Raw genomic sequence first — 26,330 nt, 5'->3', positions numbered from 1 at the left:
GCCCACGACGTCGTGCCTGCGCAGCGCCCCCCGTCGGCCGAGGAGGAGGGGCAGATCCCCGGCCCGGTGCTCGACCTGGCCGACCGCATGCTGCGGCTGCCGCGCCACCTGGGCATCCACTCCGGCGGGATGGTCATGTGCGACCGCCCGGTGATCGAGGTCTGCCCCGTGGAGTGGGCGCGGATGGAGGGGCGCACGGTGCTGCAGTGGGACAAGGAGGACTGCGCCGACGCGGGGCTGGTGAAGTTCGACCTGCTCGGCCTCGGGATGCTCACCGCCATCCGGTACGCGTTCGACTCGATCGAGGAGCACACCGGGGAGCGGCTCACGCTGCACGGCCTGCCCGACGACGACCCGGCGGTCTACGACCTGCTGTGCGCCGCCGACACGGTCGGGGTGTTCCAGGTGGAGTCGCGGGCCCAGATGGCCACCCTGCCGCGCCTGCGGCCGCGGACGTTCTACGACATCGTCATCGAGGTCGCGCTCATCCGCCCCGGCCCCATCCAGGGCGGTTCCGTGCACCCGTACATCGAGCGGGCGCGGGGCCGCGAGCCGGTGACCTTCCTGCACCCGCTGCTGGAGAGCTCCCTCGGCAAGACCAAGGGCGTGCCGCTGTTCCAGGAGCAGCTCATGCAGATGGCGATCGACGTCGCGGGGTTCAGCGCCGCCGAGTCCGACCAGCTGCGCCGGGCGATGGGCTCCAAGCGGTCGGTGGAGCGGATGGAGGCGCTGCGCGGGCGGCTCATGGACGGGATGCGCGCGAAGGGGGTGGACGACCCGGCCGTGCGCGAGGAGATCTACGACAAGCTCAAGGCGTTCGCGGACTTCGGCTTCCCCGAGTCGCACGCCTACTCGTTCGCCTACCTCGTGTACGCGAGCTCGTGGCTCAAGGTGCACCACCCCGCCGCGTTCTACGCCGGCCTCCTGGCCGCGCAGCCCATGGGGTTCTACTCGCCGCAGTCGCTGGCCGCCGACGCGCGCCGGCACGGGGTGCAGGTGCTGCGGCCGGACGTCAACGCCTCCCGGGCGCTGGCGGGCGTGGAGCGTTCGGCGGAATCGTCGTCCCCGCCTTCCGGGCGTGACGACTTCGGGCCGGCGCCCGACCCGGCGCTGGCCGTCCGGCTGGGGTTGTCGGCGGTGCGCGGGATCGGCGACGACCTGGCCGAGCAGATGGTCGCCGAGCGGGCCGAGCGCGGACCGTTCCGCGACCTGCGCGACCTGGCCCGCCGGGTCGGGCTCAGCACCGCCCAGCTGGAGGCGCTCGCCACCGCGGGCGCCACCGAGGGGCTGGGGGCCGGGCGTCGCGAGGCGCTGTGGGCCGCCGGGGCGCTCGGCCAGGAGGGGCCGGGCACCCTGCCGGGCGTGTCCGTCGGGGTGGATGCCCCGACGCTGCCCGGCATGACCCCGGTCGAGACGGACGTCGCCGACGCCTGGGCCACCGGCATCACGCCCGGCTCGACGTCGCCGCTGGAGCACGTGCGCGAGGGCCTGGAGAAGGCGGGGGTGCTCACCGTCGCGGGAGTGTGCGCCACCGAGCCCGGCCGGCGGGTGGCGGTGGGCGGCGTCGTGACGCACCGGCAGCGCCCGGGCACGGCGGGCGGCGTGACGTTCCTGTCGCTCGAGGACGAGACGGGGCTGCTCAACGTCATCTGCACGGCGGGGCTGTGGCGCCGCTTCCGGACCGTGGCGCGCGGTGCCCCCGCGATGGTGGTCCGGGGCCGGGTCGAGAAGGCCGACGGCGCCGTCAACCTGCTCGCGGAGCACCTCGCGCCGCTGCGGCTGCCCGTGTCCACCCGGTCGCGGGACTTCCGATGACACCCCCGGAACCTGCCGGCCACCCCGGGGAGTTCACCGAGCTGTCGGCGACACGCCGTCGTGGGGCCACCCGCGGGCCACCGCGGGCGCGCAGGCTCGGCGCATGCGCACCCGTCGACCCGTCGTCGCCGTCCTCGTCAGCGCCCTCGCCGGTGCCGCCCTCCTGGCCGCGGGCGCCGCGCCGGCCGTCGCGGGGCAGGGGCATGGGCATGGCCCCGGCGGGCACGGGGGCCCGCGGGCCTTCGACCTGCAGGCCCACCGGGGCGGCGTGGCGATGACGGTGGAGAACACGCTGCCCGCGTTCGCGAACGCCCTCGAGCTCGGGGTGAGCACCCTCGAGCTGGACGTGCAGATCACCGCCGACGGGTACGCCGTGGTGACCCACGACCGCGACCTCAACCCCGCCAAGTGCGTGGACACGGGGCCGGCGTTCCCCGGCGACCCGGAGTACCCGTACGTGCCCGGGACGACGTACGTGAAGGACCTCACGCTCGCCCAGGTCCGCACCGTCGACTGCGGGTCCCTGCGCCAGCCGCAGTTCCCCGGCCAGGAGCTGCACCCGGGCGAGCGGATCCCGCTGCTGTCGGAGGTCTTCGACCTGGTGAACGACTACCGGGCGCGCCAGGTCACGCTGAACGTCGAGACCAAGGTCGAGGCGGGCGCGCTGGAGCAGACCGCGCCGCGCGAGCAGTTCGTGCAGGTCGTGGCCCGGGAGGTGCGCCGCGCGCGCCTGGTCGACCAGGTGACGATCCAGAGCTTCGACTGGGGCTCCCTGATGCGGATGCGCGAGGTCGAGCCGCGCCTGCCCCTCGTGGCCCTCACCAACGGCCAGCAGTTCCTGCAGCAGGGTCTGCCGGGCGCGTCCCCCTGGCTCGGGGGCCTCGACATCGACGACTTCGACGGCTCGCTCCAGCAGAGGTTCGTCGCCGCGGCCGCGTCGTTCGGCGCCGACGCCGTCTCGCCGGTGCACGGCGATCCGCAGGGCGGCGGCGTCGACGACCCCGGGTACGTGCCGTTCACCACCCGCGAGCTGGTCGACGCGGCCCACGACGCCGGGATGCGGGTGGTCCCCTGGACCGTGGACGACCCCGCGACGATCGGGTCCCTGCTCGACCTCGGCGTCGACGGCCTCATCACCGACGCCCCCGACGTGCTGCGCGGCATCCTGGCCGAGCGGCACCTGAAGCTGCCCAAGCCGTACCACGAGCCGCGCCACCGGGCGGAGTCCTCGGCGGCACGGCCGGCCGACGCCCCGAGCGCCTGACCGGGTGCGCCGTCAGCCGGCGGCGCTCGCGGCGTCCTCCGAGCCGGCGCCGCCGGTCCCGCGCCGCCGCGCGCGACGGCCGCGGGCGACCTCGGTCGCGAGGGCGTCGAGTGGTTGGGCGAACGGGTCGCCGAAGCGCCCCAGCCAGAGGCGCACGACGTCGAGCCCGGTGTCGTCGACGGCGTAGAGGCGGCGCGTGCCGTCGGCGCGCACCGTGACGAGGCGCGCGTCGCGCAGCACCCGCAGGTGCTGCGAGACGGCCGGCTGCGAGATGCGGGCCTCCGCCCGCAGCGCGTCGACCAATGCTCCGGCGGGCCGCTCGCCGGCGGCGAGCAGCTCGAGCAGACGCCGCCGCACGGGGTCGCCCAGCGCCTCGAAGGGCCCCCGCGGCGCGGACCGCTCGCCCTCCGGGACCTCCCCCGGGGTCGCGGAAGGCCCTCCCGCCGACGCCGCAGCGTGCGGCATCAGGCCTCCGGCACCGTGGTGTAGAAGGCGACGGTGCGCTCGGCCGCCGCGCGGGCGGCGTCCGGGTCGTCACCGTCGGCGATCGCGGCGTCCGCCCAACCCGCGGCGGCGAGCCGGGAGAACGTGACGCCCTCGGGGGAGAGCGACCAGGCCTCCGCGGCCTTCGGGTCGATCGCGCCGGTCGGGTCCGCGACGTGCAGGCCCAGCCCCATGAGCCCCAGGTCCCAGCCCACGCCGGTGGCGCCGGGGCCGTACTGGTCCCAGAGCTCCTGCGGGACGACGGCCTCGTGCACGAGCTCGAGGACGGTGCCGTCGCCGTCCTCCGTCAGGGCGACGGTCAGCCACGAGACGGAGCCGCCGAACTCCCAGGTGACGGCGAAGCTCGCCGGGGCGTCGCAGCGCTCGACGGTGCCCCCCGCGTTCCCCTCGAGCTGGTAGCGGCCGCCGACCGTCAGGTCGCCGCTGACCGGAAGGAACCAGCGGGGGATGCGGGCGGCGGACGTGACCGCGTCCCAGAGGTCGGCCCGGTCGGTGGCGTAGGCACGGCGGGCGACGGCGATCTTCGTCGGCGCGCCGTCGCGCTCGCCGCTGCGGATCTCCCGCGCCACGAGGCCTGCGGTGGCGACCGGGTCGATGGTGATGGTGGTCATGGCGACCCTCCTTCGTATAAGTCGTTGCTTATATACAACCATGTGTCGACGCCGAGCGGAAGAGGGCGGGGGGTCAGCCCAGGGGAGCGACGACGCAGACCTCGAAGGTCCCGCGCCCGCGCCGGAGGAGGTAGCGGCACCTCTCGTCGGCGATCTCGGCCGCGAGCTCGTCCCGGTAGGACCAGCGGACCTCGACCCAGAGCAGACCCCAGCCGACCTCCTCGAGGGCGACCAGCTCGGGCAGCACAGCGACGGCCTCGCGCGCCCGTGCGGCGACCGGGCGGCTCCTGGACAGGTCGAGCACGTCCTCGGGCGACGCGAGGAGGGTCGAGCTCTCCTGGCCCACGAGCAGGGCGGGCAGGTCGTAGCGGTCGGTCACCGCCTCGAGGTCCTCCGCGCCGAGCACCAGGCCCAGGTCCGCGAGGAAGGAGGACAGCGCCTCGCCGTCGTACGAGCCCGTCGGATTCGCCATCCGTTCACGGTAGCCCCGCGCCATGATCAGCGCTCATGAGCCGCCGTCGCCGCCGGGGTCTTCGGCCCGGACGGCTTCTCCCTCCAGTTCAACGGCGGGTCGGGACGCACGTTCACACTCTCGGCCGTCGAGGGCTCGATGACCGCGGGGGACTGCGGCGAGGGCACGGTCTGGGACGTCCCGGGCGCGAGGTGGGCGGACCGTGACGTGCACGGAGGAGGACGGAGCCCCGGACCGCTCCGTCGGCGCGGGCGGCTGACGGGCGCTCACCACGCCTGCGCGAAGACGTCCGCGAAGAGCTCGTCGGGGTCGACGTCGAGGCCACGGGACGCGAACCACGTGCACACGTTGCGGCAGTCGCGGTGCAGCAGGTCCGCGCCGAACGGGTTGGCCACGAGGTCCACGACCTGGGGCAGGTCGATGATCACGAGCCGCCCGCCGTCGTCGGCCCCGTCGCCGAGGCCGTCCACGAGGATGTTGTACGGCGACAGGTCTCCGTGCGCCCACCCGAGCCGGGCGATGACGCCCATGCCGTGCCGCAGCTGCTCGAACCAGTCCGCGAGGTGCGACGGGTCGGGCCGGGTGCGGGCGAGGCGCGGCGCGGCCTCGGCCGTGCCGTCCGCCGACTCCCGGCCGACGAACTCGAGCAGCAGCTCGGTGCCGTCGATCTGCACCGGGTAGGGCACGGGCGCACCGGCGTCCCACAGGCGGGACAGGGCGAGGAACTCGGCGTCGGCCCACTGGGTCGCGGCGACCGCCTTGCCCCACGAGGACTTGCGGTCCTCGATGGCGCGCTGGTCGCGGGTGCGGCGCACGCGCCGCCCGTCGGTGTACTCGCCGTCGCGGTGGAACTGGCGGTGGTCGCGGCCGCGGTACCGCTTGGCGGCGAGCAGGCTGCGACGGGTCGGGTCGTCGGGCACGGCGCGCTCGACGAGGAAGACGTCCGCCTCCTTGCCGGTCTTGAGCACGCCGAGCTCGGTGTCGAGGGCGGCGTCGGCGGTGACGACCCAGTCGGGCCGCGGCTCGGGGCCGCGCTGGCCCTTGGTCACGGAGGTCCAGGTGGACCACCGCTGGTCGGGGCCGGGCTCCACGGGGAGGTCGCCGTCCGAGGCGACCGAGAAGGCGGCGAAGGAGGACGAGGAAGAAAGGGAAGGGAAAGGGGTGTGCTGGTGCACGCGAGACTCCTGCTCAGGTCGAGGAGCTCGAGCGGCCCCTCAGGATCGGGTGGTGTCCGCCCGCCGGAGAGCCTCCGGGAGGGCGCGCATGACGACGTCGTCCATCGCTCTGCCCTCCTTCGCGTGCGGGCCCGCGCCGATCGCGTGCCGCCTGCGGGGAGCATGGCAGGAGCGGGTCACGGCGGTCCATGTCTTTTTCGGTCTTCTTCGTCTTCTCGGCTCCGTAGGGTGCGGGGATGGGGTTCGCGCCGGTCGTGGAGGGTGGCCCGGGCGTCGAGGACGTCCTGGTCCGCACCGCCCGCCGTCTGCACACCACGACGACCCTGGTGCTCGCACCGCCCGGGTCCGGCGACGGCGGTTGCGCTGCGCTCCTGGTCGACCCGGCGTGGGAGCCCGACGAGCTGGTGGCGGTCGCCGACGGGGTGGACGCCCGGGGCGGCCGGGTCGTCGCCGGGTACGCGACGCACGCCCACCACGACCATCTGCTGTGGCACCCGCGTCTCGGGCTCGACGTGCCGCGCTGGGCGACGGCGCGGGCGGCGCGGGTCGCGCGCCGGGAGCGCGCGCGCCTGCTGGCGGAGGCGCGCGCCGACGCCGAGCGTTACGGGGGAGCCGGGCACCCGGCCGAGGTCCTCGACCTGCTCGGGCGCGTCGCCCCGGTCCCGGCGACCGCGCGTGGGGTCCCCGACCCGGACGGCGTGCTGCCGCCCACCGAGCTCGTGGTCCACGACGGCCACGCCCCCGGGCACGGGGCGCTCTGGCTGCCGCGCAGCCGGGTGCTGGTGGCGGGAGACGTGCTGAGCGACGTCGAGCTCCCGCTGCCGCTCGACGAGATCGCGGGCGGGGGCGCGAAGGAGAGCGTCGAGCGCTTCCTCGCAGGGCTGGACCGGCTCGCGCCGTTCGTGGCCCGGTGCGCCGTCGTCGTGCCGGGGCACGGGTCGCCCACGGCGGACGCGGTCGCTCGCCTCGACGCCGACCGGCGCTACCTCGACGCCGTGCTGGGCGGGCGCGTCGTCGACGACCCGCGCCTGGGCCTGCCCGGTGCTGCGGAGGAGGACGCCCGGCTGCGCGCCGCGCTGGCGCGCTGACCGTCCCGGGGCGTGGCTGTCAGCCGCCGATCGCGCTCGCCCAGGCGGTGACCTGGTCCCACACCGGCTGGGTGTCGAAGCCCATCTGTCCCAGGGCGGCCCAGGCCACGCCGACGACGGCGTAGAGGCTGACCGGCGTCATGACGACCCATTCCCGCCACGACCCGGCGTCGCCGAGGACGGGCAGCGAGATGTTGCCGCCGTCGCGCCACACGTCGTCGAAGGGCAGCACCCGGTAGCGGCGCACCCAGTAGGGGGAGCGGAACTTCAGCGGCCACAGGAGGGGGACGCCGGCGGTGGTGACGAGGTCGCCGAGCACGTGCACGGTGCAGCCGAGGGCGACGGCCAGCGGCATCCAGTTCCACTCCTCGGGCGCGAAGACGGCCACGCACGCGGCGAGGAGCAGCGACAGCGTCCAGGTCCACCAGCGCCTGCCGCCCGTCACCTTCCAGGCGCGCAGGGCGAACGCGATGAGGAGGACCGCCATGACGCCGGGGCCGACGAGCACCTCGCCGAACGCCTCCGTGCTGACGGAGACCATGCCCATCACCCAGGCGATCGCGGTGAAGACGGCGATGCCGAGGATGGAGTGCGTGCCGTTGCGGTGCCCGCCGGACACGGTCGCGACGAGCTTGGAGACGCCCTCGGAGACCGGGGGCAACGAGTGGGCGATGGTGCCGCTGTGGTGGTCGGCGTCGGGCAGCAGCGCGGCGCCCGCGCAGACCAGCGCGCCGGTCATCACCCCGACCTCGGAGACGGGGTGCCAGCCGAACGCGAACGGCGCCGTCGACGTCACCGCGACCCAGGCGGCCGCTCCCGACGCGGCGTGGTGCCCACCCATCATGACGTCGTCGTTCTCCCGTCCGGTCGTGCTTGTCCAGTTCCGCACCCTTGACCGGTTGGTCCGGGCCGGGCAGGACGCTACACGCCGCCGCCGACGCCCGTGCCTGTGACCAGCGGGGCGACGTCGCGGTTTGCGAGAGCACGCCCCCGCCGTGCTATGTTTTTCCCCGCACCGAGACGGCGCCGAGGCGCTGTCGAGGTCCACTCGTCCGGGTGGCGGAATGGCAGACGCGCTAGCTTGAGGTGCTAGTGCCCTTTATCGGGCGTGGGGGTTCAAGTCCCCCTCCGGACACTCGTTGAGACAGCGACGAACAAGCCCCCGGGGTCCACAACCCGGGGGCTTTTTCGTGCGCCCGCACCTCGTCACGGCGCGCGTACGTCACACCGCGGCGGAGCGCACGGCGAACGCGGCCAGCGCCGCCCGGGTCTTCGTCTCCTGGGGCGCGCCGAGATCGACGCCCCGGCCCGCGAGGAACACCTTCGTCTCGGCCGCCGCCTGGAAGGCCTCGGGCGGCGCAGCCTTGGTGGACAGCTCGAGGACGCGGTCGCCGTCGGGCAGGAACCACAGCTCGGCGGTCAGGCGCCGCGGCAGCCCCTCGGGTGCGAACCGCGCCTTGAGGAGGGTCGTCGGACCCAGCACGCGCAGGTCGTCGAGCGTGACCCCGGCCGGGAGGCGCGGCTCGAGGAGCGCGCGCTGCGTGCGGTCGAGCAGGCCGGGGAGGCGGCCGACGTCGTCCAGCAGGGCCCGGACGTCGTGGTCGGGGAGCCGCCGCGTCGCGGAGCACGAGCAGGTGAAGCCGGCGGGCGACGCGTCCACCTCGACCTTGAAGCCGTCCGCCCGCCGCACGGTCGCCGGGACGTCCGCCGGCAGCATCGGTCGCACCTTCGCGGTGAGGTCGCCGTCCTTGCGCTGCGTGCGCCGGGCGCGGACGACGAGGCCCGCGGCGGACAGGTCGAGCGCGGGGGTGTCGAAGAACACGACCTGGCGGATCGTCGCGTCGAGCGCATCGATCCCGAGCCTGTCGAGCACCCGGCGGTGGTCCGCGCCGGGCACGGTGAGCTTCAGCTCGACGGCGTCGACCTCGGGCAGGACGGCGAGGACCGCGGCGAGGGTCTCGGCGTCGTACGCGGGCATCGGCGCGGGCGCCGCCGGCGGAGGGGGCGCGGGGGCGCTGCCGGGCTGCGGGGACGTCGTGGTCATGGTGGGCTCCTCCTGTCGCCGGGCGACGTGCGTCCATCGTCCGGCGGCGGCGCACGTCGCGCACCGGCCCACGGCCGGCCGGGCGAGATTCACCAGGAAGTTCACCCCGGCGGGCGACGCGCGTCGTCCTCCCACGACGGGTGGGCACCGTGCGGCACACTGGGCGGACGAGCGGGGGAGAGGAGCGCACGGGTGGCGAAGCGCGCGAGCGAGAACGTCCCGGCCTGGCTGCGGACGTCGGCCGGTTGGTCGTGGCGGCTCATCGCCCTGACGGCGGCGGTCGCGCTCGTGTTCTGGGCGACCGTGCAGGTGCAGCTGGTCTTCATCGCCGTGTTCCTCGGGCTGGTGTTCGCGTCGGTGCTGAACCCGGTCGCCGACCTCTACGCCAAGATCATGCCGCGAGCGCTGGCCACCGCCCTGGCGATCCTCAGCGCGTTCCTCGTGCTGGGTGGCCTCCTCACGTACGTGGTCGCGTCGGTGGCGGGTCAGTGGGAGCAGCTCGCCGGCCAGTTCGACACCGGCGTCCAGCAGATCCTCACCTACGTGGAGAGCGGGCCGTTCGGGCTCTCCGTGACCGGCGACCAGATCAACGAGTGGATCGACCAGGGGCGGCAGTGGATCGCCGACAACGCCGACTCGCTGGTCAGCCAGGCGGCGCAGAGTGCGGGCTCGGTCTTCGAGGGCTTCGCGATCTTCGCCCTGTCGATCTTCTGCACGGTGTTCTTCGTCGCGTCGGGCGGCAGGATGTGGCGCTGGTTCCTCGGCCAGATCCCCCAGGAGCACCGCAACCGGTGGCAGGCGGCCGCGGGGGCCGGCTGGTACAGCTTCTCCGGCTACGCGCGCGGCACCGTCATCATCGCTTTCGTCGACGGCGTCCTGGCGTTCATCCTGCTCACGATCCTCGGGGTGCCGCTGGCGGCCCCGCTGGCCGTGCTGGTGTTCATCGGCGCGTTCATCCCGCTGATCGGCGCGCCGCTGGCGATGATCATCGCGGCCGTCGTGGCGCTCGCGGCCAACGGGTTCGTCACGGCCCTCATCGTCACGATCGGCATCGCGCTCATCGGGCAGCTCGAGGGGCACGTGCTGCAGCCGCTCATCATGGGCAAGCAGGTCGCCCTGCACCCCCTGGTCATCGGCCTCGGCGTCACCGCCGGCACCGTGCTGGCCGGCATCCTCGGCGCGATCATCGCCGTCCCGCTCATGGCGGTCGCGTGGACCGTGTTCTCGACCCTGCGGGGCGACCGGCCGCACCCCGAGCTCGACGAGCAGCCCGGGCCGGGCGACCGGCCGCTCGCCGTGGCCCCGATCGTCGTCCCGCCGGACGCCGACGCCGCGCCGGGCGGTCGCGGGGCCACGGAGACACCCGAGGAGACCCCGGACAAATAGCCGTGAGGCCGTCGGCCGGGCGTGCCACGATGCCCCGATGGAGCCGTTCGTCCTCGCCACCGACCGCGTCCGCCTGTCCGTCCCGACCGCCGCCGACGTCGAGCGCATCGCCGAGGTCTGCGCCGACCCCGCCATCGCGCGGTGGACCACGGTGCCGTCGCCGTACACGCGCGACGACGCGGTGGGCTTCGTCGAGAGGTTCGTCGCCGACGGCTGGTCCGAGGAGAAGGACTTCACCTGGGCCGTGCGCGCCCCCGGAGGCATCGACGGCCCGGTGCTCGGCATGGTGGGCATGTCGAGGGAGGGCGGGCCGGGTGTCGAGCCGGCGGGGGAGCTGGGGTTCTGGTGCGCCCCGGACGCACGGGGCCGCGGCCTGACGACGGAGGCGGCGCGGCTCGTCGTCGACTGGGCGGTCGACCCCGAAGGGCTGGGGCTCGGCGTCGTGCGCTGGCGCGCGAACGTCGGCAACTGGGCGTCGCGCCGCGTCGCGTGGAAGCTCGGGTTCCGGTACGAGGGACTGCTGCGCCGCTTCGGTGCGCAGCGCGGCGTGCTCCAGGACTCGTGGGTGGGGTCCTACGTGCCCGGCGACCCGCGCGAGCCGAGCGAGCCGTGGCCCGCGGAGGCCCCCGCCGCCGCCTGACCGGTCGGCTTTGGGCGCCGCAGCGCCTGGACCGTATGCTCCCTGCGCGCAAGGGCGCGGATCGAGGCACGCACGGCGCGCGCCGGGAGCATGGAGGCTGGCGATGGGGCTGGAACGACGGGTCGCGGTGATCGGGGCGGGGCCGTCGGGCCTGGCCGCCGCGCGGGCGCTGGACCGCGCCGGGCTCGCCTTCGACGGGTACGAGGCCCACACGGACGTCGGCGGGCTGTGGGACATCGACAACCCCCGCTCGACGGTCTACGAGTCGGCGCACCTCATCTCCTCGCGCACCACGACCCAGTTCGACGAGCTGCCGATGGACTCGGCCGCCGACTACCCGAGCCATCGCGAGCTGCTTCGCTACTTCCGCCGGTACGCCGTCGAGTTCGGGCTGCGGGAGCGCTTCCGCTTCGGCACCCGGGTGCTCGGCGTCGAGCCGGTGGGCGGCGACGACAGCGGGCGCAGCGGCTGGACGGTGCGATCCGCGCCCGCCGGGTCGGCCCCGGGGTCGGGAGCCGACGACGCGGTCGAGCGCACCTACTCGCACGTGGTGATCGCGAACGGCACGCTCGCCGAGCCGAACGTCCCCACGCTGCCCGGCGCGTTCGACGGCGAGGTGCTGCACTCGAGCGCCTACAAGAGCGCGGACGTGTTCGCGGGCAAGCGGGTGCTCGTCGTCGGGGGCGGCAACTCCGGCTGCGACATCGCGGTCGACGCCGTCCACCGTGCCGCGTCGGTCGACCTGTCCGTGCGCCGCGGCTACTGGTTCGTCCCGCGCTACCTGCTGGGCCGGCCCACCGACACCCTCAACCAGGGGCGTCCGCTGCCCGCACGCGTCAAGCAGGCCGTCGACTCCCGCCTGCTGCGGCTGCTGAACGGCGACCCGCGGCGGTTCGGCTTCCCGGAGCCGGACCACAAGATCTACGAGTCGCACCCCGTGGTGAACTCGCTCGTGCTGCAGCACGCGGGCCAGGGCGACCTGCGGGTGCGGGCCGACGTCGCGCGGTGCGACGGGCGCACGGTGCACTTCGCCGACGGCAGCAGCGGCGACTACGACCTCGTGCTGCTCGCGACCGGCTACCGGCTCGACTACCCGTTCCTCGACCCCCGCCATCTCGCGTGGGCGGGGCCGGGCTCCGGGACGGCGCCGCGGCTGTTCTGCAACATCGTGACCCCCTCGGGCAACGGCCTGTTCGTCGTCGGGATGCTCGAGGCGTCGGGCATCGGCTGGCAGGGTCGCGCCGAGCAGGCCGAGCTGGTGGCGCGCTACCTCGCGGGCGTGGCGGCCGGGGACGACGGCGACGTCGGCGCCCGGGCGCGGGCAGTGCGGTTCCGCCGTCGCCTGACCGAGCCGTGGCCGGACCTGACGGGCGGCTACCGCTACCTCGGGCTGGAGCGGATGAGCTACTACGTGAACAAGGACGCCTACCGCCGCACCGTGCGGCGCCTGGCCGACGAGCTCGCGCCGGCCGCGGGGAGCGCGGCATGAACATCGACGACGTCGCCGTGCGGTTCGCCCCGGGCTCGATGGTCGCCCTGGACCTCGTGCTCGGCCTGATCATGCTGGGCATCGCGCTCGACACGTCGCCCGCGGACTTCCGGGCGCTGCGCCGCGCGCCGCGGGCGGCCGTGCTGGCGCTGCTCGCCCAGCTCGTCGCGCTCCCCGCCGTGACCTTCGGCCTCACGCTGAGCTCGACGTGCAGGCCTCCGTCGCCCTCGGGATGATCCTCGTCGCGTGCTGCCCGCCCGGGAGCGTGTCCCAGGTGCTCACGCACCGCTCGGGCGGCAACGTCGCGCTGTCGGTGTCGCTCACCGCCGTCGGGAACGCGATCTACATCGTCGCGATGCCGCTCAACCTCGCCCTGTGGGGGTCGCTGCACCCGACGGCCGGCGCCATCCTCACGGACGTCCGCCTGGACGCCGGGCAGATGCTGCTCGAGATCCTCCTGGTGATCGGCGTGCCGTTCGCGGCCGGGATGCTGGTGCGCACGCGCTGGCCGGCGCTCGCGGCCCGCGTGCACCGCCCGGTGCGCTGGGCGAGCCTCGTGGCGCTGGTCGGCTTCATCGTCGCCGCGCTCGCCGGGAACTTCGCGGTCTTCGTCGCGTCCATCGGCGTGGTCCTGCTGGCCGTGTTCCTGCACGACGCCGCGGCCCTCGGCCTGGGCTACCTCGCCGGCCGCGCCGGACGGCTCGCGCCGCGCGAGGTGAAGGCGGTCACGTTCGAGGTCGGCATCCGGAACGCGGGCCTCGGCCTCGGCCTCGTCTTCACGTTCTTCGGCGGGCTGGGCGGCATGGCGGTCGTCGCCGGCTGGTGGGGCATCTGGGACATCGTGGCCGGCCTGGCGCTGGCGACCGTCTGGGCGCGACGGACGCGGGCCCGCGCGGCCCGCGAGGAGGTGGCGGCATGATCCGCGTGCTGGTGACCGGCGGGGCCGGGTTCCTCGGGTCGCACGCCGTGGCGGCCCTCGCGGCCCGCGACGACGTCGCGCACGTCGTCGCGGGCGACCTGCGCGAGGCGCGGGTGCCCGACGGCGCGACCTGGGCGCGCCTGGACGTCACCGACCCGGCGTCCGTGGCGGGCGTGATCGCGGAGCACGACGTCGACACCGTGGTGCACCTCGCCGCGATCGTGAACCCGGGCACCCTCGACGCGGCGGCCGAGCGCGCCGTCGACGTCGACGGCACCCGGAACGTGCTCGACGCCTGCGTGGCGGCCGGGGCGCGGCGCGTGGTGATCTCGTCGTCGGGCGCCGCGTACGGGTACCACGCGGACAACCCCGTGCCGCTGCGCGAGACCGACCCGGTGCGCGGCAACGAGGAGTTCACGTACTCGCGGCACAAGCGCGAGGTCGAGGAGATGCTCGCGCGCTACCGCGCCGACCATCCAGGGCTCGGCCAGGTCGTGCTGCGGATCGGGACGATCCTCGGCCCGGGGGTGGACAACCAGATCACCGCGCTGTGGCGCGCCCGCCGGCTGCTGCGGGTGCGCGGCTCGGAGAGCCCGTTCGTCTTCGCGTGGGTCGACGACGTGACCGGAGCGGTCGTGGCGGGGGCGACCGGCGACACCACCGGGACGTTCAACGTGTGCGGGGACGGCGTCGTGACCGTGGCGGACATCGCCGCGAGCCTCGGCCGCCGCACGCTCGACGTGCCGGCGTGGGCGCTGGCCGCCGCGCTGCGGGTCGGTCACGCGCTGCGCCTCACCGTGCACGGCCCGGAGCGCGTGGGGTTCCTGCGCCACCGGCCGGTGCTCGACAACTCCCGCCTCAAGGCCGAGCTCTACGTGCCGCGCCTGACGTCGCGCGAGGCGTTCGAGACGTGGCTGCACGGCCGGGGCGCGCCCGCGGCGAAATCCGGTGGCCCTCGCCCCGAGGTCGGGTAGCATCGACGCCGTCCCCGCGGCCTCCGCCGCGCGTGAGAGGGGACGGCTCCAGGACGAGAGGCGCACCACAGCGATGACGGGCATCCGGACGACCGCCTGACGCGTCGACCCCGAGGCTCCCTGCCGGCCTGCACGCTCGAGTGCGGCCCGGGGGAGCGGCGTCGACGCACCCGCCGTCCGCCGTTCCTCGCACCGCTGGAGTCTTCGTGCCTGCTCCCCACCCCTCCGTCGTCCTGCACGACCTCACCTTCTCCTGGCCCGACGGGGCCACCCCGATCGCCGGCGTGTCCGGCGCCTTCTCCCGCGGCCGCACCGGCCTCGTCGGCCTCAACGGCGCGGGCAAGTCCACGCTGCTGCGCCTCGTCGCCGGCCGGCTGCGCCCGACGTCCGGGTCGATCAGCGTGTCCGGCGTCGCGGACTACCTGCCGCAGCGGCTGACGCTCGACACCGACGCCACGGTCGCGGACCTGCTGGGCGTGCGCGACGTCGTCGACGCGGTGCGCGCCATCACGGAGGGCACGGCGCCCGAGGCGGAGCTCGCGGCGCTGTTCGACGTCGTCGGCGACGGCTGGGACGTCGAGGAGCGCGCCCTCGCCGAGCTCGCCGGCACGGGTCTCCCGGCCGGCGACGGCGTGCTCGACCGCCCGGTCGGCACCCTCTCGGGCGGCGAGGCGATGCTCGTCGCCGTCACGGGCGTGCGCCTGCGGGGCGCCGACGTCGCGCTCCTGGACGAGCCGACGAACAACCTCGACGGCGACGCCCGCGAGCGCCTGCACGAGCTCGTGCGCACGTGGCGCGGCGCGCTCGTCGTCGTCTCGCACGACAGGCAGCTGCTCGAGCTGGTCGACGAGACCGCGGAGCTGCGCACCGGCTCGCTCACGACGTACGGCGGCACGTACGCGCAGTACGAGGAGCACCTGGCGGCGCAGCAGGAGGCGGCACGCTCCGCCCTGCGCGATGCCGAGCAGATCCTGCGGCGCGAGAAGCGCGAGCGGATCAAGGCCGAGGAGCGCATCGCGCACTCCGAGCGCCGGGGACGCAAGGACGTCGTCGAGCGCCGGTACGTCAAGGCCGCCATCAACGACCGGCGCAACTCCGCCGAGAAGTCGCAGGCCGCGCGGCGCGGCCAGGCCGCCGGGAAGGAGGCCGACGCTCGGGCGGCGGTCGAGGCCGCCGAGCTCTCCGTGCGCGACGACGACCGCATCGTCGTCGACCTGCCCGACCCGGACGTCCCTGCGGGGCGCCGGCTGGCCGTCCTGCGGGGCACGGACGGGCGCGAGGTCGTGCTCGCCGGGCCGGAGCGCGTGGCGCTGACCGGACCCAACGGCGTCGGCAAGACGACGTTGCTGGAGCGGCTCGTCGGGGTGGCGCCCGTGGGCGCCGACGTCGGGACGGGAGCGGTCGCCGAGACGCTCACCGACCGGGTCGGCTACCTGCCGCAGCGGCTCGACGTGCTGGACGACGACCAGACGGTGCTCGACGCCGTGCGGGCCGGCGCACCGGACGTGGCGCCGGGAGACCTGCGCAACCGGCTGGCGCGGTTCCTGGTGCGGGGCGACCAGGTGGGCCGCCCGGTCGCGACGCTGTCCGGCGGCGAGCGGTTCCGCGTGACCCTGGCCCGCCTGCTGCTGTCCGACCCGCCCGCCCAGCTGCTCGTGCTGGACGAGCCCACCAACAACCTCGACATCGCCAGCACCGACCAGCTGGTGCAGGCCCTGGCGGCGTACCGCGGCGCGCTGCTCGTCGTGAGCCACGACCGGGCGTTCCTCGACCGGCTCGGCCTCGACGCCGAGCTGGTGCTGGCCGCGGACGGGACGCTCACCGAGCGGCGGTCGTAGCCGCCCGGTGAGCGCCCCGGTGTCGTGGTGCGGGTACGGCCGGTCAGGAGCAGGCGAGGGCCCCGTCGGCGGGCGCCTGCCCGGACCCGACGAAGCCGACGGTCACGCTCTGGCCGGCGGCGACGTGCGTGGTCCACGCCACCGGGGTCACGACGCCGTCCGCCAGCTCGCCGCCCCACATGTTCGTGGAGATGATGGCGCCGGCGTCGACGCGCCACGAGGCGAGGTCGGCGTCGCCCGCGGTGACGACGATCTGGCCCTGGTAGCCGCCGGACCACGAGCTCGTCGTGGTGTAGGCGGCGGTGCACGCGCCGTCCGTCGGCTGGCCGTCGTCGGTCGTCGTGGTGAAGGCGGCCGCCGCGGTGGCGGCGGAGACCTCGCCGGTGTTGTCGTTGCGGGCCCGCACCGTCACCTCGTAGGTCGAGCCGGGGTCCAGCCCGGTGAGGTCGACCATGGGTGACCCGTCGGTCGTCGCGAGGACGTCGCCCGTCGTGGCGTCGAGCACGTCGTAGCCCGTCACGCAGCCGCTCTGGGAGACCCCCCACATGAGGTGCGCCTGCGTGGCCCGCACGTCGTGGGCCATCACCTCGCCGGGGACGCCCGGGGCCTCGTCAGGGCAGGCGGGCGGGTCCACGGGGCCCGTGCCGTCGCCGATGCCGGTGACCTCGCCGTCGCCGCCGTCGAACTCCACGTCCGAGCAGCTGTAGAAGTTCTCGCTGCTGTCCGAGCGCACCCAGTGCGTGAACACGACGTGGCGCCCGGTGCGGTCGGCGGGCAGGGTGACGTCCCAGTAGTAGTAGTTGTCGCCTCCCGGACCCCCGGTGTCCGGCGGGTCCGTCACGGAGTCGACCAGCTCGAGGTCCGCCCACCCGAGCGGCTGGTCCGGGTCGAAGCCCTCCCTCGTCACGTAGACGTCGAACCGGCCGGGGTGCTCGGCCCAGTTGTTGTGCTGGAACTCGTACGTGGCGCCCGCGGTGAGGTGCGTCGTCGGCCAGTCGGTGCGTGGCGCGTTGAACGCGGAGAAGTCGTACGGGCCGCGGTCGCCGCCGGAGCAGATGGTGCCGTCGGGGATGTACCCCTCGGTGCGTCCGGCGCCGTTCGAGTCCAGGTTGCCGAACCAGTTGTAGTACGCGTTCGGCCCGCTCTCGGCGAGCGCGTCGGCGCACGCCGGGTTGCCGGGGTCGAGCTGCCCGTTCGGGGTCCGGGCGTCCACCCAGCACAGGTACTGGCGGGAGCCGGGGAACACCTCGGCCCCGTGGGCTGCCGCGGGCTGGCCGACGGCGGCGACGATGCCGACGGCGGCCAGCGCGGCGGCGGCGAGGGATGCCGCGAGTCTTCGCATGATGGTCCTCCTCCTCGAGGTCCGTGGGTGCGTGGGCACGACGGTGGTCCACGGTGCGGACGGCGTCACCCCGGCTAAACGTTTCGCGCGCGGGCGCCGGTACGGTGTCGGGGTGACGTCCCAGCCCCTCGCCCCGCGCCCGAGCACGCCTCCCACGACGACCGCGGACCCGCACCCCACCGCCGAGCAGGAGGTCGTGGACATCTGCCGCGACCTGCTGCGGATCGACACCTCGAACTACGGCAACGGCGAGGGACCGGGGGAGCGGCGGGCGGCGGAGCTCGTCGCCGGGCTGCTCACGGAGGTGGGGCTCGAGGTGGAGCTGTTCGAGTCGGAGCCCGGCCGTACGTCGGTCGTGACGCGGCTCGAGGGTGCCGACCCGACCCGGCCCGCGCTGGTGCTGCACGGGCACACCGACGTCGTGCCCGCCGCGGCCGACGACTGGTCGGTCGACCCGTTCGCCGGCGAGGAGATCGACGGCCTCCTGTGGGGACGCGGCGCCGTCGACATGAAGGACATGGACGCGATGATCCTGGCGGTCGTGCGCCAGATGGTCCGCGAGGGCCGGCGCCCCGCGCGCGACGTCGTGGTCGCCTTCTTCGCCGACGAGGAGGCGGGCGGAGTGCGCGGCGCGCAGTGGGCCGTGCGGCACCGGCCCGAGCTCTTCGAGGGGGCCACCGAGGCGATCAGCGAGGTGGGCGGCTTCTCGGTGGAGGTGGGAGGTCGGCGCGCCTACCTGCTGCAGACGGCGGAGAAGGGCCTCGCGTGGCTGCGGCTCGTCGCCGACGGGCGCGCCGGCCACGGGTCCCAGGTGAACGCCGAGAACGCGGTGACCGAGCTCGCGGCGGCGGTCGCACGGATCGGGCAGCACCCGTGGCCGTACACGTTGACTCCCACCGTGGAGAAGCTGCTGCGCGGGGTGTCCGACCTCACCGGCCTCCCGTTCGACGGCGAGGACCCGGCCGCGGTCGACGCGCTCGTCGCGGCGCTGGGCCCGGCCGCCAAGTTCGTGGGCGCGACGGTGCGGCACACGTCCAACCCGACGCAGCTGGACGCGGGCTACAAGGCCAACGTCATCCCCGGGCGGGCCGAGGCCACGGTCGACGTGCGCCTGCTCCCCGGGCACGAGGAGGAGGGGATGGCGACGCTGCGCGAGCTGGCCGGGCCGTCCGTGCGCGTCGAGCCGATCCACGCCGACACCGCGCTCGAGGTGCCGTTCTCCGGCGACCTCGTGGACTCGATGGTCGCCTCCCTGCTCGCCGAGGACCCGGGGGCCACGGTGCTGCCCTACACGCTCTCCGGCGGCACCGACAACAAGTCGCTGTCCCGCCTCGGCATCACCGGCTACGGGTTCGCGCCGCTGCGCCTGCCGGCCGACCTCGACTTCTCCGGGATGTTCCACGGCGTCGACGAGCGGGTGCCGGTCGACTCGCTGCGCTTCGGCACGCGCGTGCTGGACCGCCTGCTGCGCGACTGCTGACCACGCCGTCGCCAGCCGTCCTCAGCCGTCCTCAGCCGTCGTCAGCCGCCCAGGCGGGCGAGCAGGTGGCGGGTCTGCTCGACGTACCCGCCGCCGAAGAGCACGGCGTGCACGGCGAGCGGGTACAGCTGGTGCAACGGCACCCGGTCGTGCCACCCGGGGGCGAGGGGCCACGCGGCGTCGTAGCCCGCGAGGACCTCGTCCAGGTGCGGCGCCCCGAAGAGCGCGAGCATGGCGAGGTCGGCCTCCCGGTGCCCGCCGTGGGCGGCCGGGTCGATGAGCACCGCCTCGGCGGAGCCGCCGGGCCCGCGCGACCACAGCACGTTCCCGGACCAGAGGTCGCCGTGCACGCGGGCCGGTGCCTCCCGTGCCGCAGGGCCCGCGAGGACGCCGAGCCGTCCGCACACCCGCTCGACGGCGGCCGCGTCCTGCGCGGTGAGCACGCCCCGCTCCCGGCCCTGCGCGACGACCGGCCGGAGCCGGGCGTGCGCGTAGAAGGCGGGCCAGTCGCCCCAGACCCCCGCTGCCAGGGGCAGGGGATCGTCGAGCGGCCCGAAGTACCCGCGCCCGGCGCCCGGCGGGAGGACGCCGAACCCGGCGGCGCCCGCTCGGTGCACGACGGCGAGGCGGCGGCCCAGGTCGCGCGCGGCGTCGGGCGTGGGGCGCGCCGCGTCGACCCGCTCCAGGTCGAGATGCTCCGGCCCGTGCCCGAGCACCCGGGCGACCCGCGGGCCGCCCGGCACGGCGAGCCAGCGGAGCCCCGCCGCCTCGGTGGCGAAGAACCCCGGCGGCGCGTGCGCCCGCGACTTGCGGAAGTGGTCGGCCATGCGACGTCCTGACCTGCGTCCTGGCGTGCCGGCCGGTCAGAAGGTCGGGCTGACCTTGATGATCTTGCGGCGCAGCCACACCCGGCGTTCGCCGCCCATGTACAGGCGGGTGCGCGCGAGCTCCCACCGGCCGTACTCGGCCTCGTCGGTGAGCATCTTGCGCGCGTCCGGGACGCTCGTGCCCCGGTCGATGGTCAGCACGCGGTACTCGTACTGTCCGTGCTTGCGCCAGGCGGACGGCGCGCCGGGGCGCGCGTCTGCCTGCGGCGTGGACGGGATCGAAGCCATCCGCTGTCCTCCCGAAGTGCTGGCGGGCGGTTTTCGTCTGCCCATTGTGCCCCGTGGGGCGCTACGGTCAGAGCATGACCGCAGACCCGCGTGCCGCGCTGGACCGCTTCGTCGCCGCGCTGGAGGCCCACTACCACGCGGTGTCGACCCGCCGGGGCGACGACGACCCTGCGGTCGACGACGCCTACGAGGTCCTGGCCGACGCGTTCGAGGTCTACGAGGACGCGCTGGCCCAGGTCTACTCCGAGGTCACGCCCTTCTTCCTCGACGACGGGGACGACGACGGGGACGACGACGGGGACGACCAGGACGATGACGAGGACGACGACGAGGACGACGACGACCTCGACGCGGAGCTCGACACGGACCTCGAGGGGCCCGACCTGGCGGGGGCTCCCGCCGACCGGCCGGCCGACGCCCCGGGCCAGGCCTACCAGCGCTCGGGGTAGCCGATCTCCGGGGCGGAGACGTCGTCGAGCGCGGCGTGGACCTCGCGCGGCAGGTCGAGGTCCACGGCCGCGAGGGAAGCCCTCAGCTGGGCCGGCGTCCGCGCCCCGACGATCGCGCTGGCGACCGTGTCGCGGGCCAGCAGCCAGGCGAGAGCGACCTCGAGCGGCGCGCGCCCGAGCCCGTCGGCCGCGGTGGCCACGGCCTCGACGACGGACGACGCCGCGGCGTCCAGGTAGGGGTCGACGAACGCCGCCAGGTGGGCCGACGCCGCGCGGGAGTCCGCGGGGATCGCGCGCCGGTACTTGCCCGTCAGCACGCCGCGGCCGAGCGGGGACCAGGCCAGCAGGCCGAGCCCCAGCGCGTCCGCGGCGGGCGCGACGTCGCGCTCCGCGCCCCGCTGCAGCAGGGAGTACTCGAGCTCGACGGCGCTGAGCCCTGTGCCGTCCGCCTCCAGCAGGGTCGCGACCCGCGCGGACGCCCAGCCGGGGTGGTTGGACAGGCCGACGTAGCGCGCCCGGCCGGAGGACACCGCGAGCCGCAGCGCCGACGCGGTCTCGGCGAGCGGCGTCGTCGGGTCGGGGCAGGCGACGAGGAACAGGTCGACGTGGTCGGTGCCGAGCCGGGCGAGGGACGCGTCGAGGTCGGCGAGCAGACCCGCACGGGAGGCGTCGACGCGGGCGCCCGACCGGCCGGCGCGCACGCCGCCCTTGGTGCAGAGCACGACGTCGGCGCGGGAGACCTTGTCACCGAGCAGGGACCCGATCACGCGCTCCGCGTCCCCGTCGCCGTACGTCGCGGCGGTGTCGACGAGCGTGCCGCCCGCGTCGACGAAGTCGCGCAGCTGCTCCGCCGCGTCCAGGTCGTCGGTGTCCCGTCCCCAGGTCATGGTCCCCAGGCCGAGCTCGGACACGCGCAGGCCCGTGCGGCCCACCTGACGACGCTCCATGGCTGGCCAGGCTACCGGGAAACCTCGCAGGTCCGGGTAGTGTGACCGCCCGTGAATGCCTGGGAAGCGATCCTGCTCGGCCTGGTCCAGGGCCTGACCGAGTTCCTGCCGATCTCCTCGAGCGCGCACCTGCGCATCGTGGGGGAGCTGCTCGGCGGGACCGACCCCGGGGCCGCGTTCACCGCGATCACGCAGATCGGCACCGAGGCCGCCGTGCTGCTCTACTACCGCCGCACGATCCGCGACATCTGCGTCGCCTGGTGGAAGTCCCTCGTGGGCACGCACGGCAGCGACTGGCGCTCCCGCATGGGCGCCCACGACGACCAGGCCCGCATGGCCTGGTACATCGCGCTCGGCTCCATCCCGATCGGCGTGCTCGGCCTGCTCTTCCAGGACCAGATCGAGACCTACTTGCGCAACCTCTGGATCACCGTGACGACGCTCGTCGTCTTCGGCCTGCTGCTCGGCTGGGCGGACAAGATCGGCCGGCGCACACGCCGGCTCGACGAGCTCAACCCGAACCGCGCGATCGCGTTCGGCTTCGCCCAGGCGCTGGCGCTCATCCCGGGCGTGTCGCGCTCCGGCGGCACGATCACCGCCGGGCTGCTCATGGGCTTCACCCGCAAGGCCGCCGCGGACTACTCGTTCCTGCTGGCCATCCCCGCGGTGCTGATGTCGGGCTTCTACCAGCTCGCCAAGTCCGTGGGCGAGGACCCGGCCCCCGGTTCGCCCGGCGCCGGCGCGACCCTCGTGGCGACGCTCGTCGCCTTCGTCGTCGGGTACGTCGTCATCATCGGATTCCTCAAGCTCATCACCACGCACTCGTTCATGCCGTTCGTCTGGTACCGCCTCGGCCTCGCCGCCGTGGTCGTGGTCCTGCTGCTGACGGGCGTGCTGACCGCGAACGGCGGCATCGTCGTCTGACCGGGACGTGGTCGGGCAGCCGGTCGGGAACCTGACCGGGTGAGACGCCCGGTAGCCTGGGCGCGTGCGTTCCTGGCCCGCCCCGCAGATCCCCGAGCTCCCCGACCCGGCCGACGGCCGCCGCACCCCCGTCCGGGTGCACGACAGCACCACCGGACGGCTCGTGGACCCGGCCCCGGGGCACGCCGCCCGCTACTACGTCTGCGGGATCACCCCGTACGACGCGACCCACCTGGGGCACGCGAACACCTACCTGGCGTTCGACCTGCTGCACCGGGCGTGGCTCGATGCCGGCAAGGACGTGACGTTCGTCTCGAACGTCACCGACGTCGACGACCCGCTGCTGGAGCGCGCGGACGCCACGGGCGTCGACTGGCGCGAGCTCGCCGCCGACCAGGTCGCGCTCTTCCGCGAGGACATGACCGCCCTCGGCATGGTGCCGCCCGCCACCTGGACCGGCGCCGTCGAGTCCGTGCCCGCCGTGGTCGCCGCCGTCGAGCGGCTCCTCGACGAGGGCGCGGCCTACCGGGTTCCCGTCGAGCCGGGCGCCGGCGGGGACGACCCCTGTCTGGGCGACGTGTACGCCGACCTGTCGGCCGACCCGGACTTCGGGCAGGTGGCGCGCCTCGACCCGGAGGTCATGGCGGCCCTGTTCGCCGAGCGCGGCGGGGACCCGCAGCGCGAGGGCAAGAAGAACCCCCTCGACCCGCTGCTGTGGCGCCGCGAGCGCGTGGGTGAGCCCGCGTGGGACGGCGCGTCCCTGGGCACCGGGCGTCCCGGCTGGCACATCGAGTGCGCCGTCATCGCCCGCGACGGGCTGGGCCTGCCCTTCGACCTGCAGGGCGGGGGAGCGGACCTGCTCTTCCCGCACCACGAGATGTCCACCTCGCACGACCGCCTGCTGGGCGGTGGCGGGGCGGGCGTGCACGTGCACGCCGGGCTCGTCGCCTACGAGGGCGAGAAGATGAGCAAGTCGCGCGGGAACCTCGTGTTCGTCTCCGCGCTGCGCCGCGCGGGCGTCGACCCGATGGCGATCCGCCTGGCCCTGCTGGCGCACCACTACCGCACCGAGTGGGAGTGGACGGACGCCGACCTCGAGGCCGGCGTCGCACGGCTCGAGCGGTGGCGCTCGGCCGTCTCCGGCAACGGCGGCCCTGACGCGTCGGCGACGCTGGGCGCCCTGCGCGCGGCGCTCGCGGACGACCTGGACGGCCCCGCCGCGCTCGCCGCCGTGGACGCCTGGGCGGACGTCGCGCTCGAGCCCGGTCGTGACACGTCCGACGACCACGAGGGTGCGCCCGGCGTCCTGGCGCGGGCCGTGAACGCGCTGCTGGGCGTCCGGCTCTGACGCGGCGTCCCTGACGCCGTCGCGGGGGCGTCAGCCCTTGTCCGGACCCCTGTCCCCGCCGCGGTCGGGGCCCTTGTCCCCGCCCTTCTCGCCGCCCTTGTCGCCGCCGACGTCGCGCCGCCGCAGGTAGCGCTCGAACTCGCGAGCGATGGCCTCGCCCGTCGCCTCGGGCAGGTCGGCGGTGTCCTTCGCCTCCTCGAGCTGCTGCACGTACTCGGCGATCTCGGCGTCGTCCGACGCGAGCTCGTCGACGCCGTGCTGCCAGGCCTCGGCGTCCTCGGGCAGGTCGCCGAGCGGCACCGGCGCGGCGATGAGCTCCTCGACGCGGGCGAGGATCGCGAGCGTGGCCTTGGGGGACGGCGGGTTGGCCACGTAGTGGGGGACGGCGGCCCACAGCGACACGGCCTGGAACCCGCGGCGGTCGGCCTCGTGCTGCAGCACGCCCACGATGCCGGTCGGGCCCTCGTACGTGCTCGGCTCGACGTCGAGCACCGCCTGCAGACCGTCGCTCTCCGTCGTGGCGGTCATCGGGATGGGCCGGGTGTGGGGCACGTCGGCCAGCAGGGCGCCGAGCGTCACGACCGTGCGTACGCCCAGCTCGGCGGCCAGGTCGAGCAGCTCGGCGCAGTAGGAGCGCCACCGGAAGGACGGCTCGATGCCGTGCACCAGCACCACGGTGCGGTCCGGCAGGTCCGCGACCGACACCGTCGTGGTGGGCCACGTGATCGTGCGCACGCCGTCCGGCCCGGTCTCCATCACGGGCCGGTTCACCTGGAAGTCGTGGTAGTCCTCGGGGTCGAGCTCGCGCACCTGGCGGGCGTCCCACACGTGAGCGAGGTGCTCGAGCGCGGCGGTGGCGGCGCTGCCGGCATCGTTCCACCCCTCGAACGCGGCGATCATCACGGTCTGCCGTGCGGCGTGGCGCCCGGTGGTCTCCGGCTCGGTCGTCATCCGTCCAGCGTATACAGGGGGCGGTCTGCCGGAGGTCGCCGCGCGGGAATGGTCGTTGACACGCGAGGGTCACCCTGGTTCGGTACCGGAAGGCGCTTACCAACGGAGGTGACCGTGCCTGCGACAGCGAGGTCGACGAGCTTCATCCCCCTGGCAGTCCCGCGTCCCACCCGGCAGCGGGTCCGGCGGCGGGCGACGGCGGCGTCCGCGCCGGCCGTGCTGGCGCTGCTGCTCGCCGGGCTGGCGGCACCCGCGGCACAGGCGGACGCGGTCGGCGGCCCGCCCGTCGGCTCGCCCGACGACGCGGCCACGGTGGGCTGGGCCACGCAGGGCGGCGGGACGGACGGCGGGGCCGGGGCACCGGCGGGCTCCGTCTCGGTCGTGACCGACCGCGCCGGGCTCCTCGCCGCGCTGGACAACGGCGGACGCCGGGACGAGCCCAAGGTGGTGTACGTCAGGGGCACGGTCCACGGCAACGAGGCCGCCGACGGGCGCCTGCTCGGCGAGCAGGACTACGCGCCGGGGTACGACCTGGACAAGTACCTCAGCTGCTTCGGCGACGAGGGGTGGAGCGACACCCTGCACGAGTACTGCGGTCCGCAGCGGCGGCTGCGGACCACGGGCAGCAACAACCTCAAGCGACAGATCGAGATCCCCGTCCCCAGCAACACGACGATCCTCGGCCTCGGCGACGACGCCGGGCTCGACGCGGCGACCCTCATGCTCCACCTGAGCCACGACGTCGTGATCCGGAACCTCACCCTCGAGGCCCCCGTCGACCACTTCACCTCCTGGGACCCGTGGGACGGCGAGCTGGGCGCGTGGAACGCACGCTTCGACGCGATGTCGTCCGTGACGTCGACGAACGTGTGGGTCGACCACGTCACCTTCACGGACGGCCGGTTCCCGGACACCTCCGCGCCCGCGGGGCCGAACGGGCGGCCGGTGAACTTCCACGACGGCCTGTTCGACGTGAAGGACGGCAGCGACCTGTTCACCGTGTCGAACAGCCGGTTCACCGACCACGACAAGACCCTGCTCATCGGCTCCGGCGACGACAACGCCGACACCGACGCGGGCCGCCTGCGGATGACGTTCGTGGGCAACGCCTTCGAGGGCGTCTGCCAGCGGGCGCCGCGGGTGCGGTACGGGCAGGTGCACGTGCTGAACAACTGGTACAGCGGGTCGTCGAGGGACCCGGTCGCCCCGGTGACCGGGGACCACTGCTACGGCATCGGGCTGGGCATCGAGTCCAGCGTGGTGTCGGAGGGCAACGCGTTCGACTACACCGGGCCCAGCACCGGGCCGGGGATGGCGGTGTCGAACTGGAACGCGACCCGGTTCTCGGACTCCGGGTCGTGGTTCCGGGGCAGCGCCGTCGACCTCGACGACGTGGTCACCGACGGCACGGCCGGCCCGGTCGGGCCCGCGGGCTGGGACCCGGCCGACGTCTACCCGTACGAGGCGCTGGACGGGTACGCCGCGGTGAAGCACCACGGGAAACACGGGACGGGCGCGGGGGTGCTGGAGGTGGCCCTGCCCTGACGGCGTGCCC

The 26,330-nt window shown here is 74.9% G+C and carries 25 protein-coding genes, 1 tRNA gene and 1 pseudogene; 16 read left to right on the top strand and 11 right to left on the bottom strand.

Translation table 11 applies throughout. From position 1 onward, the window contains the following. Positions 1–1,815: pseudogene (locus ACFWEK_RS00695) on the top strand (error-prone DNA polymerase); the annotation flags it as partial. Positions 1,816–1,918: 103 nt separating this feature from the next. Beyond that, positions 1,919–3,079: a glycerophosphodiester phosphodiesterase family protein gene (locus tag ACFWEK_RS00690; RefSeq protein ID WP_430552736.1), complete on the top strand. Its 1,161-nt coding sequence runs from the start codon at positions 1,919–1,921 to the stop codon at positions 3,077–3,079. Between the two features lie 12 nt (positions 3,080–3,091). Here ACFWEK_RS00690 and ACFWEK_RS00685 read toward each other — a convergent pair whose 3' ends face one another. From ACFWEK_RS00685 to ACFWEK_RS00670, 4 genes are all read right to left on the bottom strand, one after another. Then, a complete protein-coding gene (locus ACFWEK_RS00685; protein WP_430552735.1) occupies positions 3,092–3,544 on the bottom strand; it encodes an ArsR/SmtB family transcription factor in 453 nt (150 codons plus the stop codon). Beyond that, a complete protein-coding gene (locus ACFWEK_RS00680; RefSeq protein WP_430546207.1) occupies positions 3,544–4,194 on the bottom strand; it encodes an SRPBCC family protein in 651 nt (216 codons plus the stop codon). Before ACFWEK_RS00680 ends, ACFWEK_RS00685 begins: the two co-directional genes overlap by 1 nt. A gap of 73 nt (positions 4,195–4,267) precedes the next feature. Then, entirely contained in the window at positions 4,268–4,666 is a 399-nt protein-coding gene (locus tag ACFWEK_RS00675) for a hypothetical protein (protein ID WP_430546206.1), read from the bottom strand. 266 nt (positions 4,667–4,932) lie between these two features. Continuing rightward, positions 4,933–5,757 (bottom strand): serine protein kinase RIO, encoded by an 825-nt coding sequence (locus ACFWEK_RS00670; RefSeq protein ID WP_430546205.1) that lies wholly within the window; start codon positions 5,755–5,757, stop codon positions 4,933–4,935. A 320-nt stretch (positions 5,758–6,077) separates the two neighbouring features. Here ACFWEK_RS00670 and ACFWEK_RS00665 point away from each other — a divergent pair, with 320 nt between their 5' ends. Continuing rightward, positions 6,078–6,929: an MBL fold metallo-hydrolase gene (locus tag ACFWEK_RS00665; protein WP_430552734.1), complete on the top strand. Its 852-nt coding sequence runs from the start codon at positions 6,078–6,080 to the stop codon at positions 6,927–6,929. 19 nt (positions 6,930–6,948) lie between these two features. Here ACFWEK_RS00665 and ACFWEK_RS00660 read toward each other — a convergent pair whose 3' ends face one another. Then, complete coding sequence (locus ACFWEK_RS00660; protein WP_430552733.1) at positions 6,949–7,773, bottom strand: metal-dependent hydrolase; 825 nt, start codon at positions 7,771–7,773, stop codon at positions 6,949–6,951. Between the two features lie 206 nt (positions 7,774–7,979). Between ACFWEK_RS00660 and ACFWEK_RS00655 the strand changes: the two genes are divergently transcribed. Further along, positions 7,980–8,064: transfer RNA gene (locus ACFWEK_RS00655), tRNA-Leu, on the top strand. 87 nt (positions 8,065–8,151) lie between these two features. On the opposite strand, the gene ACFWEK_RS00650 is transcribed toward ACFWEK_RS00655, so the two are convergent. After that, a complete protein-coding gene (locus ACFWEK_RS00650) occupies positions 8,152–8,973 on the bottom strand; it encodes a hypothetical protein (RefSeq protein WP_430552732.1) in 822 nt (273 codons plus the stop codon). 192 nt (positions 8,974–9,165) lie between these two features. Here ACFWEK_RS00650 and ACFWEK_RS00645 point away from each other — a divergent pair, with 192 nt between their 5' ends. The 7 genes from ACFWEK_RS00645 (at position 9,166) to ACFWEK_RS00615 (ending at position 16,219) form a co-directional block, all read left to right on the top strand. Then, positions 9,166–10,359 (top strand): AI-2E family transporter, encoded by a 1,194-nt coding sequence (locus tag ACFWEK_RS00645; protein WP_430546201.1) that lies wholly within the window; start codon positions 9,166–9,168, stop codon positions 10,357–10,359. A gap of 37 nt (positions 10,360–10,396) precedes the next feature. After that, complete coding sequence (locus tag ACFWEK_RS00640) at positions 10,397–10,999, top strand: GNAT family N-acetyltransferase (RefSeq protein WP_430546200.1); 603 nt, start codon at positions 10,397–10,399, stop codon at positions 10,997–10,999. A 103-nt stretch (positions 11,000–11,102) separates the two neighbouring features. Beyond that, complete coding sequence (locus ACFWEK_RS00635) at positions 11,103–12,488, top strand: flavin-containing monooxygenase (protein ID WP_430552731.1); 1,386 nt, start codon at positions 11,103–11,105, stop codon at positions 12,486–12,488. Beyond that, complete coding sequence (locus ACFWEK_RS00630; protein WP_430552730.1) at positions 12,485–12,724, top strand: hypothetical protein; 240 nt, start codon at positions 12,485–12,487, stop codon at positions 12,722–12,724. Before ACFWEK_RS00635 ends, ACFWEK_RS00630 begins: the two co-directional genes overlap by 4 nt. Then, positions 12,697–13,407, top strand: coding sequence for a bile acid:sodium symporter family protein (locus ACFWEK_RS00625; protein ID WP_430552729.1), 711 nt, complete (start codon positions 12,697–12,699; stop codon positions 13,405–13,407). The genes ACFWEK_RS00630 and ACFWEK_RS00625 overlap by 28 nt, the downstream gene beginning before the upstream one ends. After that, a complete protein-coding gene (locus tag ACFWEK_RS00620; RefSeq protein WP_430552728.1) occupies positions 13,404–14,381 on the top strand; it encodes an SDR family oxidoreductase in 978 nt (325 codons plus the stop codon). Before ACFWEK_RS00625 ends, ACFWEK_RS00620 begins: the two co-directional genes overlap by 4 nt. 206 nt (positions 14,382–14,587) lie before the next feature. Beyond that, positions 14,588–16,219, top strand: coding sequence for an ABC-F family ATP-binding cassette domain-containing protein (locus ACFWEK_RS00615; RefSeq protein ID WP_430546196.1), 1,632 nt, complete (start codon positions 14,588–14,590; stop codon positions 16,217–16,219). 43 nt (positions 16,220–16,262) lie between these two features. On the opposite strand, the gene ACFWEK_RS00610 is transcribed toward ACFWEK_RS00615, so the two are convergent. Then, on the bottom strand, positions 16,263–17,561 hold the full coding sequence (locus ACFWEK_RS00610; protein ID WP_430552727.1) for a lytic polysaccharide monooxygenase: 1,299 nt from the start codon (positions 17,559–17,561) through the stop codon (positions 16,263–16,265). A 112-nt stretch (positions 17,562–17,673) separates the two neighbouring features. Here ACFWEK_RS00610 and ACFWEK_RS00605 point away from each other — a divergent pair, with 112 nt between their 5' ends. After that, positions 17,674–19,041, top strand: a complete 1,368-nt coding sequence (locus tag ACFWEK_RS00605) for a M20/M25/M40 family metallo-hydrolase (RefSeq protein WP_430552726.1) — start codon at positions 17,674–17,676, stop codon at positions 19,039–19,041. A 41-nt stretch (positions 19,042–19,082) separates the two neighbouring features. Here the strand turns inward: ACFWEK_RS00605 and ACFWEK_RS00600 are convergent, their stop codons facing one another. Beyond that, positions 19,083–19,868, bottom strand: a complete 786-nt coding sequence (locus tag ACFWEK_RS00600) for a fructosamine kinase family protein (RefSeq protein WP_430552725.1) — start codon at positions 19,866–19,868, stop codon at positions 19,083–19,085. A 36-nt stretch (positions 19,869–19,904) separates the two neighbouring features. Further along, positions 19,905–20,156 carry a DUF5703 family protein gene (locus ACFWEK_RS00595; RefSeq protein ID WP_430546192.1) on the bottom strand — a complete coding sequence of 84 codons (252 nt, stop codon included), beginning with the start codon at positions 20,154–20,156 and terminating at the stop codon, positions 19,905–19,907. Between the two features lie 74 nt (positions 20,157–20,230). Here ACFWEK_RS00595 and ACFWEK_RS00590 point away from each other — a divergent pair, with 74 nt between their 5' ends. Beyond that, positions 20,231–20,605: a primosomal protein gene (locus ACFWEK_RS00590; protein WP_430552724.1), complete on the top strand. Its 375-nt coding sequence runs from the start codon at positions 20,231–20,233 to the stop codon at positions 20,603–20,605. On the opposite strand, the gene ACFWEK_RS00585 is transcribed toward ACFWEK_RS00590, so the two are convergent. Then, positions 20,587–21,552: an aldo/keto reductase gene (locus ACFWEK_RS00585; protein ID WP_430552723.1), complete on the bottom strand. Its 966-nt coding sequence runs from the start codon at positions 21,550–21,552 to the stop codon at positions 20,587–20,589. The two genes, ACFWEK_RS00590 and ACFWEK_RS00585, sit on opposite strands and share 19 nt — an antisense overlap. A gap of 51 nt (positions 21,553–21,603) precedes the next feature. On the opposite strand from ACFWEK_RS00585, the gene ACFWEK_RS00580 reads away from it, so the two are divergent. Next, on the top strand, positions 21,604–22,476 hold the full coding sequence (locus ACFWEK_RS00580) for an undecaprenyl-diphosphate phosphatase (RefSeq protein ID WP_430546189.1): 873 nt from the start codon (positions 21,604–21,606) through the stop codon (positions 22,474–22,476). A gap of 64 nt (positions 22,477–22,540) precedes the next feature. Beyond that, positions 22,541–23,824: a cysteine--1-D-myo-inosityl 2-amino-2-deoxy-alpha-D-glucopyranoside ligase gene (mshC, locus tag ACFWEK_RS00575; RefSeq protein WP_430552722.1), complete on the top strand. Its 1,284-nt coding sequence runs from the start codon at positions 22,541–22,543 to the stop codon at positions 23,822–23,824. Between the two features lie 30 nt (positions 23,825–23,854). Here mshC and ACFWEK_RS00570 read toward each other — a convergent pair whose 3' ends face one another. Further along, complete coding sequence (locus ACFWEK_RS00570) at positions 23,855–24,775, bottom strand: PAC2 family protein (protein WP_430552721.1); 921 nt, start codon at positions 24,773–24,775, stop codon at positions 23,855–23,857. Between the two features lie 114 nt (positions 24,776–24,889). Between ACFWEK_RS00570 and ACFWEK_RS00565 the strand changes: the two genes are divergently transcribed. Then, positions 24,890–26,320 carry a polysaccharide lyase family 1 protein gene (locus tag ACFWEK_RS00565; protein WP_430552720.1) on the top strand — a complete coding sequence of 477 codons (1,431 nt, stop codon included), beginning with the start codon at positions 24,890–24,892 and terminating at the stop codon, positions 26,318–26,320. The last annotated feature ends 10 nt before the right edge of the window (positions 26,321–26,330 follow it).

It is taken from the genome of Isoptericola sp. NPDC060257 (assembly GCF_042726645.1).
In the GTDB taxonomy this organism is placed as follows: domain Bacteria; phylum Actinomycetota; class Actinomycetes; order Actinomycetales; family Cellulomonadaceae; genus Isoptericola; species Isoptericola nanjingensis.
The sequence above is the reverse complement of the archived record's forward strand: the minus strand, read 5'-3'. Positions and strand labels throughout refer to the sequence as shown.

What these genes read in the sequence shown, in the direction of transcription:
- ACFWEK_RS00690 (WP_430552736.1), top strand. Translation starts at nt 1,919, where the DNA reads ATGCGCACCCGTCGACCCGTCGTCGCCGTCCTCGTCAGCGCCCTCGCC.
- ACFWEK_RS00685 (WP_430552735.1), bottom strand. Translation starts at nt 3,544, where the DNA reads ATGCCGCACGCTGCGGCGTCGGCGGGAGGGCCTTCCGCGACCCCGGGG.
- ACFWEK_RS00680 (WP_430546207.1), bottom strand. Translation starts at nt 4,194, where the DNA reads ATGACCACCATCACCATCGACCCGGTCGCCACCGCAGGCCTCGTGGCG.
- ACFWEK_RS00675 (WP_430546206.1), bottom strand. Translation starts at nt 4,666, where the DNA reads ATGGCGAATCCGACGGGCTCGTACGACGGCGAGGCGCTGTCCTCCTTC.
- ACFWEK_RS00665 (WP_430552734.1), top strand. Translation starts at nt 6,078, where the DNA reads ATGGGGTTCGCGCCGGTCGTGGAGGGTGGCCCGGGCGTCGAGGACGTC.
- ACFWEK_RS00660 (WP_430552733.1), bottom strand. Translation starts at nt 7,773, where the DNA reads ATGATGGGTGGGCACCACGCCGCGTCGGGAGCGGCCGCCTGGGTCGCG.
- ACFWEK_RS00650 (WP_430552732.1), bottom strand. Translation starts at nt 8,973, where the DNA reads ATGACCACGACGTCCCCGCAGCCCGGCAGCGCCCCCGCGCCCCCTCCG.
- ACFWEK_RS00640 (WP_430546200.1), top strand. Translation starts at nt 10,397, where the DNA reads ATGGAGCCGTTCGTCCTCGCCACCGACCGCGTCCGCCTGTCCGTCCCG.
- ACFWEK_RS00635 (WP_430552731.1), top strand. Translation starts at nt 11,103, where the DNA reads ATGGGGCTGGAACGACGGGTCGCGGTGATCGGGGCGGGGCCGTCGGGC.
- ACFWEK_RS00630 (WP_430552730.1), top strand. Translation starts at nt 12,485, where the DNA reads ATGAACATCGACGACGTCGCCGTGCGGTTCGCCCCGGGCTCGATGGTC.
- ACFWEK_RS00620 (WP_430552728.1), top strand. Translation starts at nt 13,404, where the DNA reads ATGATCCGCGTGCTGGTGACCGGCGGGGCCGGGTTCCTCGGGTCGCAC.
- ACFWEK_RS00610 (WP_430552727.1), bottom strand. Translation starts at nt 17,561, where the DNA reads ATGCGAAGACTCGCGGCATCCCTCGCCGCCGCCGCGCTGGCCGCCGTC.
- ACFWEK_RS00600 (WP_430552725.1), bottom strand. Translation starts at nt 19,868, where the DNA reads ATGGCCGACCACTTCCGCAAGTCGCGGGCGCACGCGCCGCCGGGGTTC.
- ACFWEK_RS00595 (WP_430546192.1), bottom strand. Translation starts at nt 20,156, where the DNA reads ATGGCTTCGATCCCGTCCACGCCGCAGGCAGACGCGCGCCCCGGCGCG.
- ACFWEK_RS00590 (WP_430552724.1), top strand. Translation starts at nt 20,231, where the DNA reads ATGACCGCAGACCCGCGTGCCGCGCTGGACCGCTTCGTCGCCGCGCTG.
- ACFWEK_RS00585 (WP_430552723.1), bottom strand. Translation starts at nt 21,552, where the DNA reads ATGGAGCGTCGTCAGGTGGGCCGCACGGGCCTGCGCGTGTCCGAGCTC.
- ACFWEK_RS00570 (WP_430552721.1), bottom strand. Translation starts at nt 24,775, where the DNA reads ATGACGACCGAGCCGGAGACCACCGGGCGCCACGCCGCACGGCAGACC.